Origin of the sequence: Vitiosangium sp. GDMCC 1.1324 (assembly GCF_003044305.1) — a bacterium.
In the GTDB taxonomy this organism is placed as follows: Bacteria; Myxococcota; Myxococcia; order Myxococcales; family Myxococcaceae; genus Archangium.
This window is the reverse complement of record NZ_PZOX01000028.1, coordinates 21,377-42,711: the sequence shown is the minus strand read 5'-3', so window position 1 is coordinate 42,711 and position 21,335 is coordinate 21,377. Positions and strand designations below refer to the sequence as shown.

The following is a 21,335-nucleotide window of genomic DNA, read 5'->3' as shown; positions in this document are numbered from 1 at the left end:
CCCCGGTGCCCTCGGGGATGCGCGAGGACGAGACAGCGAGGAGGCGATGTGGCCGGGCGTGTGCTCCATCTGGCAGCGGGAAACCTGTACGGAGGCGTGGAGACATTCCTCGTCACGCTGGCGCGCGCGCCCCGGCGGCTGAAGCACCGCTTCGCGCTGTTCTTCGAGGGCCGTCTGGCCTCGGAGCTGCGGGAGGCGGGAGCCGACGTGGAGGTGCTCGGCCCGGCACGGCTGGGGCGGCCGTGGACGCTCATCGGCCCCCAGCTCCGGCTGAACCGGCTGCTGACCACGTGGCGCCCGGACCTGGTGCTCACCCACTCCACGTGGCTGAAGCTCGTCGCGGCCCCGGCGCTGCTCGGCCAACGGCAGGCGCTCTTCGTGCACGGGCAGATGGACCCGCGCAACCCGCTGGACAGGCTGATGGCCCGGTTCCCACCTCGGGCCCTGCTGGCCAACTCCGCGTTCACGGCCGCCTCCGCGTCCGCGCTGGTGCCCCGGCTCACGCCGCTCGTCGCCGGCTGCCCGGTCGAGGACCGCATTCCGAAGGAACCCGGAGTGCGTCAGGCCGTCCGCCAGGAGCTGGGTGTCTCCGAGGGGACAACGGTCATCCTCCAGGTGAGCCGGATGGAGCCGGGTAAGGGGCACGCGCTCCTGGTGGAGGCGCTCGCGAGGCTCGGACGTGACGCGGCCTGGGAGTGCTGGCTGGCGGGTGGCGTCCAGCGCCCGGAGGAGCAGTCTTATCTGGAGCGCTTGCGGGCGCAGGTGGCGGAATACGGACTGACGGAGCGCGTGCGCTTCCTCGGCCAGCGCCCCGACCTCCCCCGGCTGTTCACGGGAGCGGACGTGTTCTGCCACCCCAACGTCGTGCCCGAGGGCTTCGGCATCGTCTTCGTCGAGGCGATGTACGCGGGCCTGCCCGTGCTGACGACGGACATGGGCGGGGCGCGGGAGATCGTCGACGAGACGTGTGGGGCGCGGGTGCAACCACGGGCGGACGCGGTCGCCGAGGTGCTCGCGCGCTGGGTGACCGACTCCGGTGCGAGGCAGGCCCTGGGACGCGCGGGCCGGCAGAGAGCGGAAGGCCTCTATCTGCCTTCCATCGGGGTGAGCCGGTTGGAGGATGCTCTCGAGCGCGCGATGCGGGACTGAAGCGTGCTCAGCGCCCGGCCAGCATCGCCTCCAGCCGGGCCTTCGCCTCGGGCCAGTCACTGTCGATAAGGCCGTAGTAGGCCGAGTCGCGAACCACGCCTCCGCGCACCAGCATGTGGTGACGGAGGATGCCCTCGAAGCGCGCGCCAATGCGCTCGATGGCCGCCCGCGAGCGCGTGTTGCGCCGGTCCGTCTTGAGCTGCACCCGCATCACCTTCAGCTCCTCGAAGGCATGCCGCAGCAGCAGGTACTTGCACTCGGTGTTCACCCGCGAGCGCCACACCCGCTTCGCCAGCCACGTGCTGCCGATCTCCAGCGTGCGGTGCTTGCGTTGGATGTCCAGGTAGCGCGTGCTGCCCACCGGCGTGCCCGTCTCCTTGTCGATGATGACGAAGGGGCACTCCACGCCGCGTCCCGCCGCTTCCAGCGCATCGGAGATGTACGTCTCCACGTCCTTCGGCGTGCGCAGCACCACATTGAAGAACTCGAAGATGTCCGGCTCGGCCACGGCCGCCAGCGCGGGTGCATGGCTCATCGCCAGCGGCTCCAGGCGCACCGCCTGTCCCTCCAGGGTCACGGGAGGGACGACGAGCGGCGTGAGCTCACGGTAGAGGATGGGCTCGGTCTCGGTGCTCATGGCCTCTCGAGAAAGGGCTGGAGGCCAGGCACTCAGAAGTAGCGCTTGCGCTTGCTGCTCGGGAGGATGCCCAGCACCTCGCGGTACTTGGCCACCGTGCGCCGGGCGATCTCCGTCCCTTGCGCCTTGAGCAACTCGACGATCTTCTGGTCCGAGTACGGATTGCGCGTATCTTCCTGCGACACGAGCTGCTTGATGTGGTGCTTCACCGCCTCGCTGGCCGTGTCCTCACCGGACACGCGAGCAATCGACGAGTTGAAGAAGTACTTCAGCTCGAAGATGCCCTGCGGCGTGTGCACGTACTTGTTCGTCGTCACGCGCGACACCGTGGACTCGTGCATGCCGATGTCCTCGGCCACGTCCCGGAGGATGAGCGGCCTGAGGTGCGCAATGCCCTTGTCCAGGAAGTCCCGCTGGAACTTCACGATGCTCTCGGTGACCTTGTAGATGGTGCGCTGGCGCTGGTGGATGGAGCGGATGAGCCACTGCGCGCTGCGCAGCTTCTCCTGGATGAACTCCTTCGTCTGCCCCGGCCCCACCCCGCCATTCTTCAGCGCGTTGCGGTACGTGCCCGAAATCCTCAGCTTCGACAGGCCGTCGTCGTTGAGCACCACCGTGTACTCGTCGTCGCCCAGCTTGTAGACGAACACGTCCGGGGTGATGTACTGCGCGTCGTCCCCGCTGAAGTTGCGGCCCGGCTTCGGATCCAACTTCGGCAGCAGCTTGGAGGCCTCCACCACCTCCTCGAGCGTCACCTTCAGGTCCTTCGCGATGGCCGGAAGGTTCTTGCTCTCCAGGTACTTCATGTGCCGCTTGATGATGAGGCCCAGCAGCGGCGCGTGCTTGTCCTTCAACGCCGCCACCTGGATGAGCAGGCACTCCTGCAAGTCCCTCGCGGCGCAGCCCTTGGGCTCCAGATTCTGGATGCGCCGCAGCGTCCGCTCCGCCACCGACATGGGCACGTCCGCCTCGTTGGCCAGGCGGATGAGCGGATCTCCCTCCACCTCCTCCAGCGTCAGGTACCCGTCATGGTCCAGGTTGCCGAGGATGAGCATGCCGATGCGCCGCTCGGCGTCATTGAGCCGCAGCGTCCCGAGCTGCTCCTGGAGGTGATCGACCAGGTCCTCCTTCTCCACCAGGTTGGCCTCGAAGGAGGGCAGGTCCTCGGTCGCCACGTTGCCCCGGTTGGAGGCAGTCGTCGGCTCGTTGAACTGGTAGCTGTTGAGGTAGGCCTCCCAGTCGATCTCCGGCGGGCCGTCCCCATCCGCCTTGAACTCGGGCGCCGCGTCCGGAGTCCGGGATTCCACGCCCGCGGGGATTTCCGTGTTCGCGGCTTCCAGGGACGCCTCCCCCGGCTCCTTCTCCGCCACGTCCCCGTAGGGCGTCTCGTCGGGCTGTTCCAGGAGTGGGTTCTGGTCCATCTCCTCGCGGACCTGCTCCAGCAGCTCCATCCGAGAGAGTTGCAGCAGCTTGATGGCCTGCTGCAGCTGGGGCGTCATCACCAGCTGCTGCGAAAGCTTCAGGCTCTGCTTGAGTTCCATCGCCATTCTCTGTCTCCCGCCCGTTTCAACACTCGACTCGACGGCGATCCGCCATCAAGGACCGTGCCAAAGTAGCAAGGCCCCCTGACTTCGTCCAGTGTCCGAGAGTCCGGCCCGCACTTTGCACCATGTCAAATTCTTCTTTTATTCCAGGTACTTGCACTGTCTCGCCCGCTCGCAAGACGTTCAACAATGGACGAGCGGGAGGACCTTCGGGAGGGGGTCCGGCGGGGCCTCGAGAGGGCCCCCACGCCGGTTTTTCGGCCCTCAAACCGACTGCAAGCGGAATCGATCGCCCAGGTACACCGCTCGGGCCCGGGACGAGGAGGCAATCTGCGCCGGCGTGCCCTCCTCCAGGATTTGCCCCTGTGCGATGATGTAGGCCCGGTCGCAGATGCCCAGGGTCTCCTGGACGTTGTGGTCGGTGATGAGGACGCCCAGGCCCCGGGACTTCAGGTGGGCAATCTGCTGCTGGAGGTCCCCCACGTTGATGGGGTCCACGCCGGCGAAGGGCTCGTCGAAGAGGATGAAGCGGGGGTTGGGGATGAGGGAGCGGGCAATCTCGGCGCGGCGGCGCTCGCCTCCGGAGAGCGTCTCTCCGAGCGACTCGGCCACGTGGCCCAGGCCGAACTCCTCCAGCAGCTCCCGGGCGCGCTTCTCCCGGGCGGCCCGGGACAGGTCCTTCTGCAGCTCCAGCACGGAGAGGAAGTTCTGGCTCACGGTGAGCTTGCGGAAGATGGAGGACTCCTGGGGGAGGTAGCCCACCCCGCGCAGGGAGCGCCGGTGCATGGGCAGGTGGGTGAGGTCCTCGGCGTCCACACGCACCCGGCCGGCGTCGGGCCGCACCAGGCCCACCACCATGTTGAAGCTCGTCGTCTTGCCGGCGCCATTGGGGCCGAGCAGCCCCACCACCTCTCCCTGGGAGACGTGGAAGGACACCCCCTGCACCACCCTGCGCTTGCGGAAGGCCTTCTCGAGACCCTCGGCGAACAAACACCCCTTCATGGCTGCTTCGTGCCCCCCGCGTCCGTGCTGCCGGGCCTGGCGCCCGGGTTGCCCTTGCCGCCGTCCTTGCGCCGCTGCTGCTGCTCCTTGAGCGGTGCCGTCTCGACGGTGATGACGGCGTCCTTCACCTCGAAATTCGAGTTGCCCACCGTCATGCGCACCTCGGAGCCCCGCAGGTGCGTGGTGGGATCTCGCGCCTCGGGGTTGCCCGTCACCACCAGCACGCCCGTGGGCACGTCGAAGTCGGCCCGTGCGCCCCGGGCGGTACGGTCTCCATCCACCGCGCGGACATTGCCCACGCACTCGGCGCGTGTCACCTCCCGAGGGCCGTTGTAGTGGGCGATCATCTTGTCGCACCGCAGATCCAACGTCCGCTGCTTCACCACCACATCGCCCGTGAAGACGGCCTGGGTGCGCGAGCCGACCACGCGCTTGGAGGAGATCTCCGCCGGGTTGCGCTGTGGAGCCGAGTCCTTGCCACCCCCCTTGCGCGGCGGCTGCTTCAGCGGTGCCGACTGGAGGGTGACGACGGCGTTCTCCACCTGGTACTCGGAGCTCTTGCTGCCCGTCGTCAGGCGCACCTCGGAGCCCCGCAGGTGCGTGGTGGGGTCCTCCGCCTCGGGGTTGCCCGTCACCACCAGCACGCCCGTGGGCACGTCGAAGTCGGCTCGCTCGCCCTTGGCGGTGCGGTCGCCGTCCACCGCTCGCACGTTGCCCACGCACTCCACGCGCGTCACCTCGCGCGGGCCGTTGTAGGAGGCGATCATCTCGTCGCACCGCAGGTCCAACGTCTGGTGCTTCACCACCACGTCGCCCTTGAAGACGGCCTGGTTGCGCGAGCCGGACACCCGCTTGGAGGAGATCTCCACGGGGCTGCGCAGCCGCGGGGCCTCTGTCTTGCCCGGTGCGCGGGTGCTGCTGGTCTCGAGCGCGGTCGCCGTCACCGGCTGGGCCACGAAGAAGGCCGTCACGAGGTACTCGATCACGGCGCGGCTCCCAGGACGGTGCGCACCGAGCCCTCGAAGGTGAAGCGCTCGTCGGGGAAGGACAGGGAGAAGGCATCCGCCTGGATGCGATAGTCCGGTCCCGTCACCACCACGCCCTCCGAGCCCTGCGCCGCTTGCCGCGCCCCGTCATAGGTGGCCCTGGGCGTGCGCGCCACCATCCCGGAGGCGCTGCGCACCTCCACGTCTCCGGAGGCCACCATCTGTCGCGTACCGAGGTTGCCTTCCATGAGCTTCGCGCGGACCATCGTGCCGACCGGAGGTACATCCACCTGCTCGCCTTTGTTCCGCGCGGGGGGCTTCGTGCCGCGCGGAGGGGCCTGTGGCGCCGGCGGGCCCTTGCCCAGGATGTGGAGCGTCGCCTGGGAGGCGGTGATGTCGCCATTGCGCTGGTAGGTGGCCTGCTCGGCCTGACCCGTCATGGACAGGGTACTGCCCTCGTACGAGCGCAGCCGCACCCCGTGCATCACCACGGCGGGCGGCGCGGAGCCCTCTCCGGGCGTCTGCTTCGGGGCGCAGGCCGCCAGGAGGGCGAGGAGGCTCGGGAGGAGGACGGTACGTGTCACGGGGGCCCTTCCTATCATCGGGCTGGCGTGGCGGGACGGGTCTTCCAACGCTGATGCATCCACACCCATTGCTCGGGGGCCCGGCGGATGGCCGCTTCTATCCTCTGCGAGAGAGCGGCCGTGAGCGCCACCGCATCCGATTCCCGGTCCTCGCTCGCCTGCCAGGGCACTTCCTCCATCCACAGCCGGTAGCCGTCGCCCTCGCGCTGGCAGAAGCCCACCACCACCGCCGCACCCGTGCGCAGCGCCAGGTCCGCCGCCGCCCGGGGCGTGGCCGCCAGCTCGCCGAAGAAGGGCACGAAGACGGACTGCACCTTCGTGTCCTGGTCGATGAGCAGCCCGAGGATTTCTCCCGCCTTGAGGGCGCGCAGCATCGCCCGCGCCGCCCCCTCCTGGCCCCGCCAGATGCTGCGCACCCCACCCAGCGCCCGGAAGCGCTCGACGAGCGCGGTGAGCCTCGGGTCCGTGGTCTCCTTGGCGATGCTCTGGCTCGGGTAGCCCGCCCGCGCCACCCGCCGGGCCAGCAGCTCCCAGTTGCCCACGTGCCCGGAGACGAAGACGACTCCCTTGCCCCTTGCGAGCGCCTCCTCCAGGACACCCCGGTCCTCGTCCGACCAGCGGACCAGGCGCTCGAGCTGCCGGTCCATGGAGGCGGTGGCTCCCACCTCGAAGGCGGCCATGCCCAGGTGACGGAAGGAGGCACGGGCGAGGTCATGCCGCTGTGCGTCGGACTTCTCCGGGAAGGCGCGGGCCAGGGACTTCAAGGCCTTGCGGCGCTCCCCTCCCGCCACGGCGAAGGCGAACCGGCCGAAACCCGCTCCCAACCACCGGGCCAGGCCCAGCGGCAGGCTGCTCACGATGGCCAGTGCCGCACGGACGAGCAGGTAGCGGAGGAAACGCTTCAGGCGCTTTGCTAAGGGAGGGCGCTCCACACGCGGTTCCATACCCCATGCGCGAATACAACTTCGACGGCATCGTTGGTCCCACCCACAACTATGGTGGCCTGTCGCCCGGCAACCTGGCCTCCGCCCGCCATGGCGGCGAGGTGAGCCACCCTCGCGAAGCGGCCCTCCAGGGCCTGGAGAAGATGCGCTTCGTGGCGGGCCTTGGCGTGGGCCAGGCCGTGCTGCCGCCCCAGCCGAGGCCCTCGCTCAAGGCGCTGCGCGCGCTGGGCTTCACCGGCACGGACGAGGAGGTCATCACCCGGGCCGGGCGCGAGGCCGAGCACCTGCTGCGGCTCACCTCCAGCTCGGCCGCCATGTGGACGGCGAACGCGGCCACGGGAGCGCCCTCGGAAGACACGGCGGACGGACGGATGCACCTGACGCCCGCCAACCTCCAGCAGATGTTCCACCGGGCGCTGGAGGCGGAGACGACGCACTCGGTGCTGCGCGCCATCTTCGCGGACGAGCAGCACTTCGCCGTCCACGCGCCGCTGCCCGGCGGCGGACACTTCGCGGACGAGGGCGCGGCCAACCACACCCGGCTCGCCACTCCGGGACACAAGGCGGTACACCTGCTGGCCTGGGGCCGGAGCGCCTGGCGGGACGATGTGCGCCACCCCACCCGCTTCCCCGCCCGGCAGACGTATGAGGCCAGCCAGGCCCTGGCGCGGCTGCACAAGCTGGACCCCGCCCAGGTGCTGCTGCCGCAGCAGGCCCCCGAGGGGATTGATGCGGGCGCCTTCCACACGGACGTGCTGGCGGTGGGAAACCAGGGCTTCCTCATGCTGCACGAGCTGGCCTTCGTGGACTCCCAGGGGCTGCTGAAGACGCTGCGCGAGAAGCTGGGCGAGGGCTTCACGTACGTGCTGGCCAGCAACGAGGAGCTGCCCGTCCGGGACGCGGTGAAGGCATACCCGTTCAACTCGCAGGTGCTGACGCTGCCGGACGGCACCATGGCCATCATCGCGCCCGAGGAGAGCCGGGACACGGAGCCCGCGCGCCGCTTCCTGGAGCGCGTGGTGGCCGAGAACAACCCGGTGAAGCGCGTGCACTACCTGGACGTGCGCCAGTCGATGAACAACGGCGGCGGCCCGGCGTGCCTGCGCCAGCGCGTGTGGCTCACCGACGCCGAGCGCGCCGCGGTGAAGGCCAACGTCTTCTACACCCCGGAGCTGCACGAGGCGCTCGCCGACTGGGTGAAGCGCAACTACCGCGAGGACCTGCGCGCCAGGGACCTGGCGGACCCGAAGCTCGCACGCGAGACGATGACGGCGCTCGACGAGCTGACGCGCATCCTGAAGCTGGGCAGCGTCTACGACTTCCAGCAGTAAGCAGCCAGCCGGCTGCCGTGAGCGCCGTGCTTCCCGGAGCACGGGGGAGGCGCGACGGTCACGAGCCGTTGGAGGGCCTCAGTGGGAAAGAGGTGGCGTGCCGATGTCGCCGGTGTCGGAGCGGATGTCCGGAGCCCGGGAGACCGGCGCGGAGGGCTGTTGGGTCTCGGGCGCACCAGGCGGCGCGGGCGTCCGAGGCCCGGATGGCGGCAACGGGTGCTGCACTGCGTGGCGCCCCCTCTCCTTAGCCGTCACCACCACGTCCGACCTCGGCGACGGCTCCCCCTCCAGCAGGGACGGCCTGGCCGTGCGTGTCGTCGTGTCGCTCTGCGTCAGGACGCTCTGGAACTCCTGCCGCCACGACTCCGTCTCCTGCTGGATGAGGGTCTGAACGTCCATCTCGAAGGCCCGGGCGCGCTTGAGCATCCGAACCACCAGATCCTTATGGGGGTGGGTGCTGGCGGCCTGCCGGGCCTCGTTGGCGATCTGCCAGTCGAGTTGGAAGGCCCGCAGCAGCGCCTGCAGGCGGGTGTCGGTCACCGAGTAGCGCAGCCACGAGCTGGAGCAGCCGAAGAAGCGGTCAAAGCCTATCAGCGCCGCCGCCAGCGCCAATGCCACGGAGGCCCAGGCGGGCGAGAGGCCGCCGTCGGGAAGGAGTATCTGCGACACGATGGGCAGAATCCCCGCGATGCCGGCGAGCACCAGCGCGCCGCAGCGAAGCGTCCGGGCCCACCGCTTCTGCGGTTTGCGGTTCACCTGGTACCACTGGATGGCATGGAGGGCCTGGAGCTGCGCGTTCTGGAAGACGGCGTTGAGAGAGACCTCGCACTGGCCGGCTCCCCACTCCAGCGAGGGATACAATCCCGCCGACAAGTCCTCGCGGACGGGTTCGACCGCCTGCGCGCCTTGCTGGACTTCCAGAATCCTCTCACCCATTCGAGTGCCCTTGGCGGATGTGGTCCATCCGCGAAAAAATGGGGGCGCTGCCGGCGAAGTGAAACCCTGAGCAACAACACGCGGCAACAGCTCACCCGAAAGGTGGCTGGCGAACGAGGGGTCCGCGAGCGGCTCGTTCATCCGGGAGGCACGCGCCCGGCTTGCCATGGACTGTGGGGCAGGTGCGGCCCACCTTCGAGACAGGAGGCGCCGCCGACATGATCCCCGAGCCCATCCAGCACTACCTCCAGCAGCAGCACGTGCCCTTCCTCCGCCACTGGCACCCACGAGCGGTGACAGCGCAGGAGCTGGCGCAGGCGCTCCACGTCACGGGCTACCGGGTGGCCAAGTCGGTCATCGTCCAGGCCGACCAGAAGCCGTGGATCTGCCTCATCCCCGCGTCGGAGAGCCTGGACCTGGAGAAGGTCCGCGAGGCGCTCGGCACCCGGGACGCCCGGTTGGCCACCGAGGAGGAGTTCGCGACGCTCTTTCCCGAGTGCGAGCTGGGCGCGGAGCCTCCCTTCGGACACCTCTACGGGCTGCCGGTGCTGATGGACGAGAGCCTCGGCTCGGCCGAGGACCTGCTGCTGCGCGCCGGCTCGCACGAGGAGGCACTGGAGGTGCGCGCCGAGGACTTCATCGACCTCGAGTCACCGAGCATCGCGGCCATCACCCTCGAGCGCGAGGGACGGAGCAGGATGCACCCGAGCGACATGCACTCATGACCCCGGCGGCTCAGGGCGCCTCGTCCTCCGCGGCGTCCACGTCCTCATCCGAGCCCATCGCCCGCAACGTCCGGTCACGCTCGTCCGGGCCGCCATCCCGCTCGCGCCGCCGCGCTTCCACGCGCTGGCGCTCCGCCGCCTCCAGTCGCGCCACCCACGCCTCTCCTTCCGCGCGCTGCTCCACGGGCTGTAGTGCCATTCCCTCTCGCACGGCCCGTGCCGCAGCGTCGAACTGGTACAGCGACTCGTGCAGGCGCGCCACCTTGAACCACATGCCCGCTCCGGGCTGGATGCGCACCGCGGACTTCCACGACTCGAGCGCTCGCGCCCGGTGCCCTTCCTTCTCGAAGCTGGAGCCCTCGAGCATGAAGAGCTGGGCGCGCTGCCCCAGGTTCGACACGAAGGGGCTCACCTGCTGGAGCGTCTCCCGTGCTCGCCGCGTCAGCCCCGCGTCCACCTGCAGCCGAGCGAGTGTGAAGGACAGCTCCACGTTGCCGGGAAATCGGGGGCGCAACGCCTCGAGCGCTTCGAGCGCCTCACCATTGCGGCCCTGTGCATGAAGGACATCCGCGCGCAGCAGGTACGAGGAGAGTGCGTCCGGAGCCCTGCGAGTCACCTCCTCGCTCGCGGCCTCGGCCCCTTCCAGTTCCCCCCGTTCGAGCCGCAGCCGCGCCTCACGTTCCCACAACTGGACCAGCTCGGGAGCCGCATCGAAACGCTCGCGGGCCCAGGCAAGCCAGGGAATGGCTGCCTCGTGGCGCCGGGTGCGCATCAGCTCGGTGGCGAGCTGCACCGCGTCCCGTGCCGAGTCCGGCGTGAGGGACTGCAACTCCGCCAGGGTGCGCGCCCGCTCGAGCGCCTCGTGCCACAACACCTCCCGGTCCCCGGCCTCGAAGGCCAGGCGGTACTCGAGGAAGGCCTGGGTACGGCGGCCCAGGGTGAGCAGGGCACGCGCGGCCACGCGGTGGGCCCTCGCATCCACCGGGTTCAGGAAGAGCGCGCGGTTGGCGAAGGCGAGCGCCTCGACCGCTTCCGGCCGCCCCTCCTCCGCCAGGGCGATGCCCATCAAATCCTGGAGGGCATGATCGGCCGGATGCTGGTCCATGAGGGCAAGCCCCCGGGCACGCACCTCGTCGAGCGGGGCCCGCGCGGCGACGAGGGCCCCGAGCTCCTCCTCGGCCTGACGCAACGTGCTCCAGCCGGGAAGGAGCGCGGCGAGGGCCACCCCGGTGAGCACGCCTCCCACCGCGAGGACTCGCAAGGGGGCATGGCCGCGCGGAGCCTCGGAGCGCTCCCGGTCATCGGGCCGGGCCACGCTGGCCAGCGCCACCCAGGCCGCCACCGCGCTCGCGGGCAGCTCCAGGCTGAAGTCGAAGAGGTCGTGCAGCCCGAGCGCCGCCACCCCCGCGAGCACCGCCAGCTCCACCGTTTCCAGCCCCTCCCGGCGCCACAGCCGGACGAAGCCCCACAACCCCACGGCGAGCAGCAGCAGCCCGGGCACGCCCCACTCGGTGGCGAGCTGCAGCACCGCGTTCTCCGGGTGCGTGAGGGTGTTGATGACGGGCCGCTCCTGGTAACGGGGGAAGGCGGACTCGAAGGCACCGCGGCCCATGCCGAGCGGGTAGGCCCTCGCGACCGAGGCCAGCACCGGCCACAGCTCCACCTTGCTGTGGCTCAGCTTCTCCACGCTGTCCGCCGTCTCCAGCTCGGCCACGAGGCGCTCGGAGGCGAGCTGCGCGCCCACCGTGAGCACCGCGAGGAGGCACAGCAGCACGGCACCACCCCGGTTCCAGGCACGGGCCCGCTCCGTCCCCGCCCGGCGCCCGAACAACAGGAGCGCGAAGGCGAGCTGCCCGAAGATGAAGAAGGCGATGCCTCCGCGCGAGAGGGACAGCAGCACGCCAGCGCCGCCCAGCACGGTGGCCACCACGAAGGGCACCGCCCGCGTCCGGGAGCCACTGGAGAGCGCGAGCCCCAGCGACACGGTGGCCGACAGGCCGAGGAAGGCCGCGAGGTGGTTGGGGTTGCCGAAGGGCGTGAGGAGCGGTGGACGCGCGTGGACGAAGGAGATGACGCCGAAGAGCCGGTCGAGACCGAGCAACGCGTGCAGCAGCCCCACCACCGCCACCGCCGCGCCCGAGAAGGCGAGCGTGCTCAGCAGCCGGTGGCGTGCGCGTCCGGAGCGGCACACCTGCACCGCGGCGACGAAGATGAGCAGGTACGCCAGATATCGGGCCAGCTCGCGCCAGGTGGCCGGCGGGTCCAGCGACAGGGGCCGCGCGCCGTCCAGGCCCAGGGGCACCAGCGCGAAGTCACGCAGCCCGGCGGCCTCGGGACTGAGGACGTCGAGGAGCCCTGGCGGCAGCGGAATGAGTTGCAGGAGACACAGCAGGGCCCCCGCCCCGAGCGGAAGCGCGAGCAACGGCAGGTGCAACGACCGGCGTTGCCTCCATGCCCCCACGCACGCCAGCACGAAGGCGAGCCCGCCGAGCACCACGAGCGGCCCATGCACCCACAGGGGCGCGCCCCCGAGCGCCAGGGGCAGCAGCACCAGCAGCACCGCCAGGAGCGCCTCGGCACCGAGGGCATACCGGGATGTACGCGAGCGGGAGGAGGACGCGGGGGACATGGGGGACCGCGAGTATGTCACGGGCCTGGAAACGCGCCCGGAAAGGGACGGCCGGGCCCGCTCGCCTGGAAGGCGAGCAAAGTGAGCACTCGATACGGCCAGCATCCGACCTTCTGTCGGCCATTGCTTGCATCCGGGGCTCCATCTGGCATCTTCCCCCACCCCATGCGCCGCTCCGCTGCCCCCCTCCTGCTCGTCTCCGCCCTGCTCTCTCTCGCTGGCTGCAAGAGTCCGTGCCGGGAGTTGTCCGATCGGCTCTGCGAATGTGTCGAGTCGTTCCAGCGCGACTCCTGCATCCAACTGGCGGCCGAGCGCGAGCGGAACATCGAGCCGACCGCGGAGGATCTGCAGCTCTGCGAGCAGAAGCTGCAGACGTGCAACCTCAGCGCGAACGACCGGAGCACCTGCGACATCCTCCAGACGGAGAAGGGCAAGGAAGACTGCGGCCTGGCACGCTGAGCCCCACCGGCGAGACAGCCGGGAGCCCGTCGGCTGACTGATCTCCTCTGCGCCGTGTCGTCCCCGGAGACCCCCGCTTCCCATCGTCGTACCGGGAGGCGCGCATGTCTGGTACTCCGTCGCGGAACGACATGCTGAACATTCCCGGCTACACGCTTCACGGGGCCATCAAGACCACCGGCACCAACCTGCTCTTCCATGCGGTGCGTGACTCGGACGGCCTGCGCCTCGTCGTCAAGACGCCCATGGCCTCCGCTCCGGTCCCCCGGGAGATCGAGCGCTATCGCCGCGAATTCGCCATCCTCCAGCGCCTCCAGGACGTGCCCGGCGTCACCCGCGTCCATACCTGTGAGCGGCTCCTGGAGCGCCCCATGCTCCTCATGGAGGAGGTGGAGGGAGAGCCGCTGTCCGAGCTCACCGGCCGTCCTCTCGACGTGGCCCGCGTCCTGGACCTGGGCATCTCCCTGGCGTCCACCCTGGCGGAGATCCACCGCCGCGGGGTCATCCACAAGGACATCAAGCCCTCCAACATCATCGTCACGCCCACGGGCGAGACACGCCTCATCGACTTCGGCACCGCCACGCTCCAGCTCGTCGAGCACGTGGATGCTTCTCCGGTGCCCTTGATTGAAGGCACCCTGGCGTACATGTCCCCCGAGCAGACCGGGCGCATGAACCGCTCGGTGGACTACCGCACCGACCTCTACTCGCTGGGCGTCACCCTCTACGAGCTCCTGACCGGGAGCCGGCCCTTCCAGGGCCGCGACGCGCTCGAGTGGTTCCATGCGCATATGGCGGTGGCCCCCCAGCCACCGCTGAAGCTCGTGCCGGGCCTGCCTCCCGTCCTGTCCGCCATCGTCCTGAGGCTGTTGGCCAAGGTCGCCGAGGAGCGCTACCAGAGCGCGGACGGTCTCAGGGCCGACCTCGAGCAGTGCCGGGACGGGCTGCGCCGGGGCACGCACGAGGAGTTCCTTCTCGGCGTGCATGACTACCCCACCCACTTCCAGCTCCCGCAGCGGCTCTATGGACGCGACTCCCAGGCCGCGGCCCTGCTCCAGGGCTTCGAGCGGGTCGGAAAGAGCGGGCGGCCGGAGCTCATCCTGGTCGGCGGGTACTCCGGCATCGGCAAGTCCTCGGTGGTGCACGAGCTGCACAAGCCCGTGGTGCGTCAGCGCGGCTTCTTCCTCACCGGCAAGTTCGACCAGTTCCAGCGGGACATCCCCTACGCCACCGTGGCGCAGGCCCTCCGAGGGCTGACGCAGCAACTGTTGGCCGGCAGCGACGAGGAGCTGACCCACTGGCGCAAGCGCCTGTCCGAGGCGTGGGAGGGCCAGGGCCAGGTGCTCGTGGACGTGGTGCCCCAGCTCGAGCTCGTCGCCGGCAAGCAGCCTCCGGTGCAGGAGGTGCCCCCTTCCGAGTCCCAGCACCGCTTCAACCGGGTGTTCCGCCAGTTCCTCGGCGTCTTCGCCACCGCCGAGCACCCCCTCGTCCTCTTCCTGGATGACCTGCAGTGGGTGGACCTCGCCAGCCTCCAGCTCCTCCAACACCTGCTCACCCACCCCGAGGCGCCCCCCATCCTGCTGCTCGGGGCCTACCGCGACAACGAGGTGAGCCCCTCGCACCCGCTCATGCAGATGATGGAGGGGCTGTTCAAGAGCGGCGCGAAGGTGACCGCGCTCCAGCTCGAGCCGCTGAGCCTGGAGGAGGTGCGGCAGCTCGTCACCGACACGCTCCCCGGGGCGGACGAGGAGATCGTCGAACCGCTCTCCGTCCTGGTGCGGGAGAAGACCGGGGGCAACCCCTTCTTCCTGCTGCAGTTCATGCAGACGCTCAACCAGGACGGGCTCCTGGTGCGCACGCCCCAGGGCGCCTGGCGCTGGGATGAACAAGGCGTCCAGGCCAAGGGCTACTCCGACAACGTCGTCGACTTCATGGCCGGCAAGCTGCGCCAGCTCCCCCTGGAGACGCAGCACCTGCTGCGCCTGGCCGCGTGCGTGGGCAGCTTCTTCTCGCTCCAGATACTCGGCGTCATCTCCAACCTGACGCAGCCCTCCCAGGTGGAGAAGGGCCTGGAGCCCGCGCTCCAGGAAGGCCTGCTGGTGCGCGCCGGCCCCGAGCAGTACCGGTTCCTGCATGACCGCATCCAACAGGCCGCCTACGCCTTCATCCCCGAGAAGGAGCGCAACGCCGTCCACCTGCACATCGGCCGGCTGCTGCTGGCCAGCCTCTCGCCGGAGGAGGTGCAGGAGAAGCTCTTCGATGTGGTGAGCCACCTCAACGCGGGCATGGAGCTGCTCGACGAGCCCGAAGAGCGCCTGCGCGTCGCGCGCCTGAACGCGGAGGCGGGACGCAAGGCCAAGGCCTCCACCGCGTTCCGCTCGGCCGCCGGCTACCTCGAGACGGCCTTCCAGTTCCTCCCGGGAGACCCCTGGGAGACCGACCGCGAGCTGGCCTTCAAGCTCCGGCTCGACCGGGCCACCTGCGAGTTCATGACCGGCAACGCCCCCGTGGCCCGCGACCTCGTGGAGGAGCTCCTGCCGCGAGCCCGCACCCGCCCGGAGATGGCGGCCGCCTACCGCCTGAAGAGCGTCATCCTCACCGCCTCCAGCCAGATTCACGCCTCCTGCGCCTGCCTGGTGGAGTGTCTGACCCAGATGGGCATCCCCATGTCCGTCGATCCCACCTGGGAGGAGGTGGAGACCGCCAACGCGGAGGTGTGGGCCCTGATGGGGGAGCGCTCCATCGAGAGCCTCCTCGAGCTGCCGCTCATGGCGGACCCGGACATGGAGGCGGTGATGAGCGTGCTCGGCTCCCTGTTCGCACCGGCGTACTTCACCAACACCCGCCTGCTCATCCTCCAGCTGTGCCGGACAATCGCCCTCAGCATCCGCCACGGCAACGTCCCCTCGGCCGCGCATGGGTATGCCTGGTACGGCGTGGTGCTGGGCTCCGCCTTCAAGCGATACCGCGAGGGCTACGCCTTCGGCCGGCTCGCCTGCGACCTCGTCGAGCGCTACGACCTCGCTCCCCTCCGGGGCAAGGTCCTCTACATCATGGAGGTCATCAACAACTGGACCCACCCCCTCACCGTCTCGTTGGATCTCGTCCGCAGGGGCTTCCAGCACGCGGTCCAGGCCAGTGACTTCCAGATCGCCGCCTTCTGCAGCAACCACATCGTCACGATGAGGCTCGAGCTGGGGCACAACCTGGAGGCGGTCTACCAGGAGTCCGTCGCGCGCCTCGCCTTCGTCCGCAAGGCCGGCTTCCAGGACGTGCAACACGTCATCCACCACATCCAGCGCTACGTGCAGCAGTTGCGAGGACTCTCGCCCACGTTTGGCTCGCTGAACGGGGAGGACTTCGACGAAGCGACCTTCGAGACCGTGACGATGACGCCCAACCGCATGAGCACCATGCGGTGCTGGTACTGGCTGCTCAAGATGCAGGCGCGCTTCCTGTGCGGCGCCTACGCGGAGGCGCGCGAAGCGGCGGACAAGGCCGCCGAGCTGACCTGGTCCTCGCTCGGTCTCATCCAACTGCTGGACTTCCACCTCTTCCGCGCACTGACCCTGGCCGGCGGCTTCAGGCAGCTTCCCCCCGAGGAGCAACCACGAGCCCTGGAGACAATCCGGGAGCACCAGCGGCAGCTCGCCGAGTGGGCCAGCCATTGCCCCTCGACGTTCCGCGCGCCGGAGCGGATGGTCTCCGCCGAGCTCGCCCGCCTCATGGACCAGGAAGCGGAGGCCCTCCGCGCCTACGAGGCCGCACAGCAGTCCGCCCGGGAGCACGGCTTCATCCAGTTCACCGCCCTCGCCAATGAGCTCGCGGCCCGCTTCTGGCTCGAGCGACAGGTGCCCACGCTCGCCGAAACCTACGCCCGCAGGGCGCGCGACGCCTGGAAACGCTGGGGCGCCGAGGGCAAGGTCAGGCACCTGGACGCGCAGTGGCCACACCTGGCCTCCTCCACGTCCGCCGACGGCACGTCCACCGACACGACCTCCACGCAGCTCGACGCGCTCACCGTGGTCAAGGCCCAGCAGGCCATCTCCGGGGAGATCGTCCTCGAGCGGCTGGCGACCACGCTGCTGCGCGCCGCCATCGAGAACGCGGGCGCCCAGCGCGGGGCCCTGTTGCTGCCACAAGGCGACAAGCTCCAGGTGGTGGCGTGCTCGAGCACCTCGCCGGAGGACACCGCCCTCGTGGCGGGAGAGGACTGCGTTCCCGCGACCCTCATCACCTACGTCAAGCGCACCCGCGAGCACGTCCTCATCGGCGACGCCTCCCAGCCCCACCCCTTCTCCTCGGATGCCTGGTTCGAGCGCGGCGGCGCCCGCTCCGTGCTCTGCCTTCCGCTGCTACGCCACGAGGAGTTCCGCGGCGTGCTCTACCTGGAGAACTGCCTCACCACCAACGCCTTCACTCCGGCCCGCATCGCCCTGCTCGGACACCTCGCCTCCCAGGCCGCCATCTCCATCGAGAACGCCCGCCTCTATGACGAGGTCCAACGCGCCGAGACCGCGCTGCGCCACGCCAATGACGAGCTGGAGAAGCGCGTGGAGGAGCGCACCCGAGAGCTGAAGCAGGCCCAGGCCCGGCTGGTGGACACCGCTCGCGCGGCCGGCATGGCGGAGGTGGCCACCAACGTCCTCCACAACGTCGGCAACGTCCTCACCAGTGCCGTCATCAACCTGCAGACCCTGCGCGAAACGCTGAGCGTCTCGCGCTTGGGGCGGCTCAAACAGGTCTCCGCCCTGCTCGAGGAGCACCGCGACCACCTGGCGGACTTCCTGACCCGGGATCGGCGCGGCACCGCACTGCCGACCTACATCTCCGCCCTCAGCCAGGAACTGTTCCGCGAGCAGGACGCGCTCAAGGAGGGCATGGGCGCGATGAGCAAGCACATCGAGCACATCCGCGCCATCGTCCAGGTCCAGCAGAACTACGCCCACAACACGCTCCTGGCCGAGGAGTGCGATCTCCTCCACCTCGTGGAGGATGCGCTGAGCATCCAGCGGCACACCCTCCAGCGCCACGGCATCACCGTCACCCGGGAGCTCCACCACCTGTCCCGGGTGAAGCTGGACAAGCACAAGGTGCTGCAAATCCTCGTCAACCTCATCAGCAACGCCAAGAATGCCATGCAGACGCAGCCCGAGGGCCAGCGCTGCATGCACGTCCGGCTCGCCACGGAGGGCAACACGGCACACATCCAGGTGGTGGACAACGGCAGGGGCTTCGCGCCGGACATCCGCGAGCGCCTCTTCACCCAGGGATTCACCACGCGAGAGGGCGGGCACGGGCTGGGCCTGCACTCCAGCGCACTCGCGGCGAAGATGCTGGGCGGCCGCGTCACCCTGGAGAGCGCCGGGCCGGGCCAGGGCGCCACGGCCACGCTCGAGCTCCCGCTCACCTAGAGACGCGGGCCGACTCGTAGCACTTCAGGCTCCAGCCCGTGTGCTCTCCGAGCCCCGGGTGTCAAAGCATCAGAAAATAAATACGGGCCACCGGATGCGAGGACAGGGATGTCCGCGCACCCGGTGGCCCGCGTAGTGAGCGGGTGGAGGGGAGAAAACCCTCTCACTACATCAGTGTTTCCTGACCAGCGTCCCGGGAGAGCAATTCCCGGAGGTGGGCCCGTCCCAGGCGGAGCCGGCTCCGGATCGTCTCCAGGGGAACCTCCAGTTCTTCCGCCATCTCCGGCACGCTCATCCCCATGACGTGATGGAGGAGCAGGGCGCGCCGCTGCTCGTCGGAGAGCCGCTCGAGGAGCCTCTCCAACCGGCGCCGCAGAAGGCAGTCCTCTGGCTGTTCGGTGTCGAGGGACAGGGTATTCAGTTCGACGGCCTCGTCGTCCCGGTTGAGCTGATAGCGCTCGGCGCGAGCCCTTCGCGAAGCGGCGAAGGTCACTCGCACCACGACCCGGTCAGCCCACGAGGCGAACGCTCCCTGTCCGCGATAGGTGGGAAGCCCCCGAAGGATGGCCACCAGTGCCTCCTGGGTGATGTCATCCACCTCGGAGTCAACGTGGACCGAGTAACGGACCAGGTTGCGGACCCTCGGCAGCAACTCCACCATGAGGGATTCAGCCGCATCGCGCTGTCCATCGACTGCGGCGCGGATGCGCGACTCCTGCGTGGGCATCATGGCTCTCATCCTTTGACATGCGGGGGGAAGGGATTGCAGCCGTGTCACCCTCCGGCCACGCGAGGGGGGTCGCGTGGCCGGAGAGACTTCACTACTTCAGCTTCTGGTACAGCGTGTCGAGCAGCGAGCCGTCATCCGAGCTCAGCTCCCAGGCCATCGCGCCACCCAGACCATTGGTCAGGATGTAGTCCGCCTTGGCGGTCATGGACTGCGAGTCGTCGTAGGCGATCCAGATCTTCGTGTTCGGGTTGTAGACGTAGGCCTCCTTGGCCTCGGCGTGGAAGTACTTGGTGTACCCGTTGACGCCCTCGTAGTTCTTCTTGAGGTCCTTGTAGTCGAACACGCCCGTCAGCCCGGACGCGCCATCATCCCAGGTGCCCTTGGTGGGGACGCCGCTCTGGAACAGGCCGTTGTTCACGTTGGGCACGCTGCCCCAGCCGCGGCCGTAGAAGGGCACGCCCAGGACGATCTTGTTGGCCGGCACGCCCAGCTCGAGCATCTTGGCGACGGAGCCGTCGCTGTAGAAGCCGGAGCTCGCCACCGGATCGCCGGTGACGCGGTAGAGCGCGGACTGGAAGTTCGTCGAGCTCTCGAAGGCGCCGTGGTAGTCGTAGGACATCACGTTGATCCAATCGAGGATGCCCGACAGGTTCTTCGTCTCCTGCTTGTTGGCCAGCAGGTCAGGCGAGGCGCCCGACGCGATGGTGAGCAGGTACGACTTGCCCGTGCTCGCGGTGACGGCGTTGAGCTGGTTGCGGAACTCCTGCATCAGCAGCGTGTAGTTCTGCTTGTCCGCGGGGCTGCTGGTGTTGCCGTCCAGGCCGCCGCCGGTGGGGTACTCCCAGTCGATGTCGATGCCGTCGAAGACGCCGGCGCCGTTGGCCGCGTCCACGCCGGGGAACTGGCCCTTGATGTACAGGTCCACGCAGGACTTCACGAAGGCCGAGCGGGAGGCCGCGGTGGCCGCCGCCGTCGAGAAGTACTTGGACCAGGTCCAGCCACCCACGGAGATGAGGAGCTTGAGGTTGGGGTACGACTTCTTCAGCTCCTTGAAGGCGCGGAAGTTGCCGCGCAGCTGCCCCGCATCCCACTCACCGGCCCAGCCACCCGCCTTGTCGATGTCCGCGTAGGAATCACCGAGGACGCACTTGCCATCCGAGGTGACGTTGGAGAAGGCGTAGTTGATGTGCGTCAACTTGCCGGCCGGGACGTTGGAGACCTGGTAGTTGCGGCCGTAGATGCCCCAGGCGGTGAAGTAGGCGACGATGCGCTTGCTGGCGGGAGGAGGCGTTCCGCCAATCTGCACGGTGACGGTCACCGTCTGGCTGCCGACGTTGCCCGCGGCGTCATAGGCCTTCACCGTATAGGTATACGTCCCGTTCTGGGCCGAGCTGCTGAAGCTCTTGCTGTAGGAGGTGGTCGAGGACACCAGGGTGCCGTTCTCGAGGATCTCCACCTTCGTCACGCCCACGTTGTCCGTGGCGGTGGCCGTCAGGTTCAGCGTGCCGGCCGCGGTGAACTGCGTGGCATTGGCGCTCGCGGTCACCGTGGGGGCGACGACATCGCCCGAGCCGGGGATGTTCACGGAGACGCTGAGCGTTTTGGTGCCCACGTTGCCCGCGGCGTCATACGCCTTCACCGTATAGGTATACGTCCCGTTCTGGCTGGACCCGGTGAAGCTGCGGCTGTAGGAGGTGCTCGAGGACACCAGGGTGCCGTTCTCGAGGATCTCCACCTTCGTGACGCCTACGTTGTCCGTGGCGGTAGCCGTCAGGCTCAGCGTGCCGGCCGCGGTGAACGACGTGGCGTTGGCGCTTACGTTCACCGTGGGGGCGACGGTGTCACCTCCGGTGGCGGGCCCGAGGTCCTGCCACAGCGCGGGCACCGCGGACGGCTCCCAGCCCACCAGCGAGGTGTGCGCCTGGAGGCACTGATAGATGCGGCCGTTGTAGGAGACCCGGGCTCCCACGGCGTACGCCGTATTGGGTGCCCACGCGGCCTCGAGGGGCGCCTGCATCACACTTCCAGGGCCACCCGCCTCCGGGGAAACGACTTCCTGCCCACACCCAACGGACAGAGCGGAGACAATCAGTCCCACTGCCCACTTGTTACGGCGCATTCTCGACCTCCAGGTAGTAAGGAAATGACTCTGGGCGCGATCCGCGGAGCCACTGCTCGAGGAGTCCCTCTCGGGCTCATCCTTCGGGCCGTCGGCCCACGCCCTTCTTCACATCAAATTTCGCATCGAAATCTCGCGGATTTTCC

General features: G+C 69.1%; 15 protein-coding genes. 5 read left to right on the top strand and 10 right to left on the bottom strand.

What is annotated here, in order from left to right:
- Window positions 1-48 precede the first annotated feature (48 nt).
- Complete coding sequence (locus tag DAT35_RS49455) at window positions 49-1,149, top strand: glycosyltransferase (protein ID WP_108076363.1); 1,101 nt, start codon at window positions 49-51, stop codon at window positions 1,147-1,149.
- Window positions 1,150-1,156: 7 nt separating this feature from the next.
- Here DAT35_RS49455 and DAT35_RS49450 read toward each other — a convergent pair whose 3' ends face one another.
- From DAT35_RS49450 to DAT35_RS49425, 6 genes are all read right to left on the bottom strand, one after another.
- The gene (locus DAT35_RS49450; RefSeq protein ID WP_108076362.1) at window positions 1,157-1,786 is read right to left on the bottom strand and encodes a GNAT family N-acetyltransferase; all 630 of its coding nucleotides are present in this window, start codon (window positions 1,784-1,786) and stop codon (window positions 1,157-1,159) included.
- 32 nt (window positions 1,787-1,818) lie between these two features.
- Window positions 1,819-3,333 (bottom strand): RNA polymerase factor sigma-54, encoded by a 1,515-nt coding sequence (gene rpoN / locus DAT35_RS49445; protein ID WP_108076361.1) that lies wholly within the window; start codon window positions 3,331-3,333, stop codon window positions 1,819-1,821.
- A gap of 261 nt (window positions 3,334-3,594) precedes the next feature.
- On the bottom strand, window positions 3,595-4,332 hold the full coding sequence (gene lptB / locus DAT35_RS49440) for an LPS export ABC transporter ATP-binding protein (RefSeq protein WP_108076360.1): 738 nt from the start codon (window positions 4,330-4,332) through the stop codon (window positions 3,595-3,597).
- A complete protein-coding gene (locus tag DAT35_RS59530; protein WP_158502200.1) occupies window positions 4,329-5,318 on the bottom strand; it encodes an LptA/OstA family protein in 990 nt (329 codons plus the stop codon). The genes lptB and DAT35_RS59530 overlap by 4 nt, the downstream gene beginning before the upstream one ends.
- Window positions 5,315-5,902 (bottom strand): LPS export ABC transporter periplasmic protein LptC, encoded by a 588-nt coding sequence (lptC, locus tag DAT35_RS49430; protein ID WP_233262175.1) that lies wholly within the window; start codon window positions 5,900-5,902, stop codon window positions 5,315-5,317. The genes DAT35_RS59530 and lptC overlap by 4 nt, the downstream gene beginning before the upstream one ends.
- A 14-nt stretch (window positions 5,903-5,916) precedes the next feature.
- A complete protein-coding gene (locus DAT35_RS49425; RefSeq protein WP_108076518.1) occupies window positions 5,917-6,834 on the bottom strand; it encodes a lysophospholipid acyltransferase family protein in 918 nt (305 codons plus the stop codon).
- A 17-nt stretch (window positions 6,835-6,851) separates the two neighbouring features.
- On the opposite strand from DAT35_RS49425, the gene astB reads away from it, so the two are divergent.
- Window positions 6,852-8,177 carry an N-succinylarginine dihydrolase gene (gene astB / locus DAT35_RS49420; RefSeq protein ID WP_108076358.1) on the top strand — a complete coding sequence of 442 codons (1,326 nt, stop codon included), beginning with the start codon at window positions 6,852-6,854 and terminating at the stop codon, window positions 8,175-8,177.
- Window positions 8,178-8,255: 78 nt separating this feature from the next.
- Here the strand turns inward: astB and DAT35_RS49415 are convergent, their stop codons facing one another.
- Window positions 8,256-9,113: an SLATT domain-containing protein gene (locus DAT35_RS49415; RefSeq protein ID WP_108076357.1), complete on the bottom strand. Its 858-nt coding sequence runs from the start codon at window positions 9,111-9,113 to the stop codon at window positions 8,256-8,258.
- A gap of 161 nt (window positions 9,114-9,274) precedes the next feature.
- Here DAT35_RS49415 and DAT35_RS49410 point away from each other — a divergent pair, with 161 nt between their 5' ends.
- The gene (locus DAT35_RS49410; RefSeq protein WP_233262174.1) at window positions 9,275-9,838 is read left to right on the top strand and encodes an aminoacyl-tRNA deacylase; all 564 of its coding nucleotides are present in this window, start codon (window positions 9,275-9,277) and stop codon (window positions 9,836-9,838) included.
- 10 nt (window positions 9,839-9,848) lie between these two features.
- Here DAT35_RS49410 and DAT35_RS49405 read toward each other — a convergent pair whose 3' ends face one another.
- A complete protein-coding gene (locus DAT35_RS49405) occupies window positions 9,849-12,467 on the bottom strand; it encodes an O-antigen ligase family protein (protein WP_108076356.1) in 2,619 nt (872 codons plus the stop codon).
- Between the two features lie 243 nt (window positions 12,468-12,710).
- Between DAT35_RS49405 and DAT35_RS49400 the strand changes: the two genes are divergently transcribed.
- A complete protein-coding gene (locus tag DAT35_RS49400; protein ID WP_233262173.1) occupies window positions 12,711-12,926 on the top strand; it encodes a hypothetical protein in 216 nt (71 codons plus the stop codon).
- A gap of 131 nt (window positions 12,927-13,057) precedes the next feature.
- A complete protein-coding gene (locus DAT35_RS49395) occupies window positions 13,058-18,340 on the top strand; it encodes a trifunctional serine/threonine-protein kinase/ATP-binding protein/sensor histidine kinase (protein ID WP_108076354.1) in 5,283 nt (1,760 codons plus the stop codon).
- A gap of 166 nt (window positions 18,341-18,506) precedes the next feature.
- Here the strand turns inward: DAT35_RS49395 and DAT35_RS49390 are convergent, their stop codons facing one another.
- A complete protein-coding gene (locus DAT35_RS49390; RefSeq protein WP_108076353.1) occupies window positions 18,507-19,070 on the bottom strand; it encodes an RNA polymerase sigma factor in 564 nt (187 codons plus the stop codon).
- 91 nt (window positions 19,071-19,161) lie between these two features.
- On the bottom strand, window positions 19,162-21,189 hold the full coding sequence (locus tag DAT35_RS49385; RefSeq protein WP_108076352.1) for a glycosyl hydrolase family 18 protein: 2,028 nt from the start codon (window positions 21,187-21,189) through the stop codon (window positions 19,162-19,164).
- Window positions 21,190-21,335: the final 146 nt, after the last annotated feature.

Coding starts and splice junctions, on each gene's coding strand:
- astB (WP_108076358.1), top strand. CDS start 6,852: ATGCGCGAATACAACTTCGACGGCATCGTTGGTCCCACCCACAACTAT.
- DAT35_RS49390 (WP_108076353.1), bottom strand. CDS start 19,070: ATGATGCCCACGCAGGAGTCGCGCATCCGCGCCGCAGTCGATGGACAG.
- DAT35_RS49395 (WP_108076354.1), top strand. CDS start 13,058: ATGCTGAACATTCCCGGCTACACGCTTCACGGGGCCATCAAGACCACC.
- DAT35_RS49415 (WP_108076357.1), bottom strand. CDS start 9,113: ATGGGTGAGAGGATTCTGGAAGTCCAGCAAGGCGCGCAGGCGGTCGAA.
- lptB (WP_108076360.1), bottom strand. CDS start 4,332: ATGAAGGGGTGTTTGTTCGCCGAGGGTCTCGAGAAGGCCTTCCGCAAG.
- DAT35_RS49405 (WP_108076356.1), bottom strand. CDS start 12,467: ATGTCCCCCGCGTCCTCCTCCCGCTCGCGTACATCCCGGTATGCCCTC.
- DAT35_RS49450 (WP_108076362.1), bottom strand. CDS start 1,786: ATGAGCACCGAGACCGAGCCCATCCTCTACCGTGAGCTCACGCCGCTC.
- rpoN (WP_108076361.1), bottom strand. CDS start 3,333: ATGGCGATGGAACTCAAGCAGAGCCTGAAGCTTTCGCAGCAGCTGGTG.
- DAT35_RS49385 (WP_108076352.1), bottom strand. CDS start 21,189: ATGCGCCGTAACAAGTGGGCAGTGGGACTGATTGTCTCCGCTCTGTCC.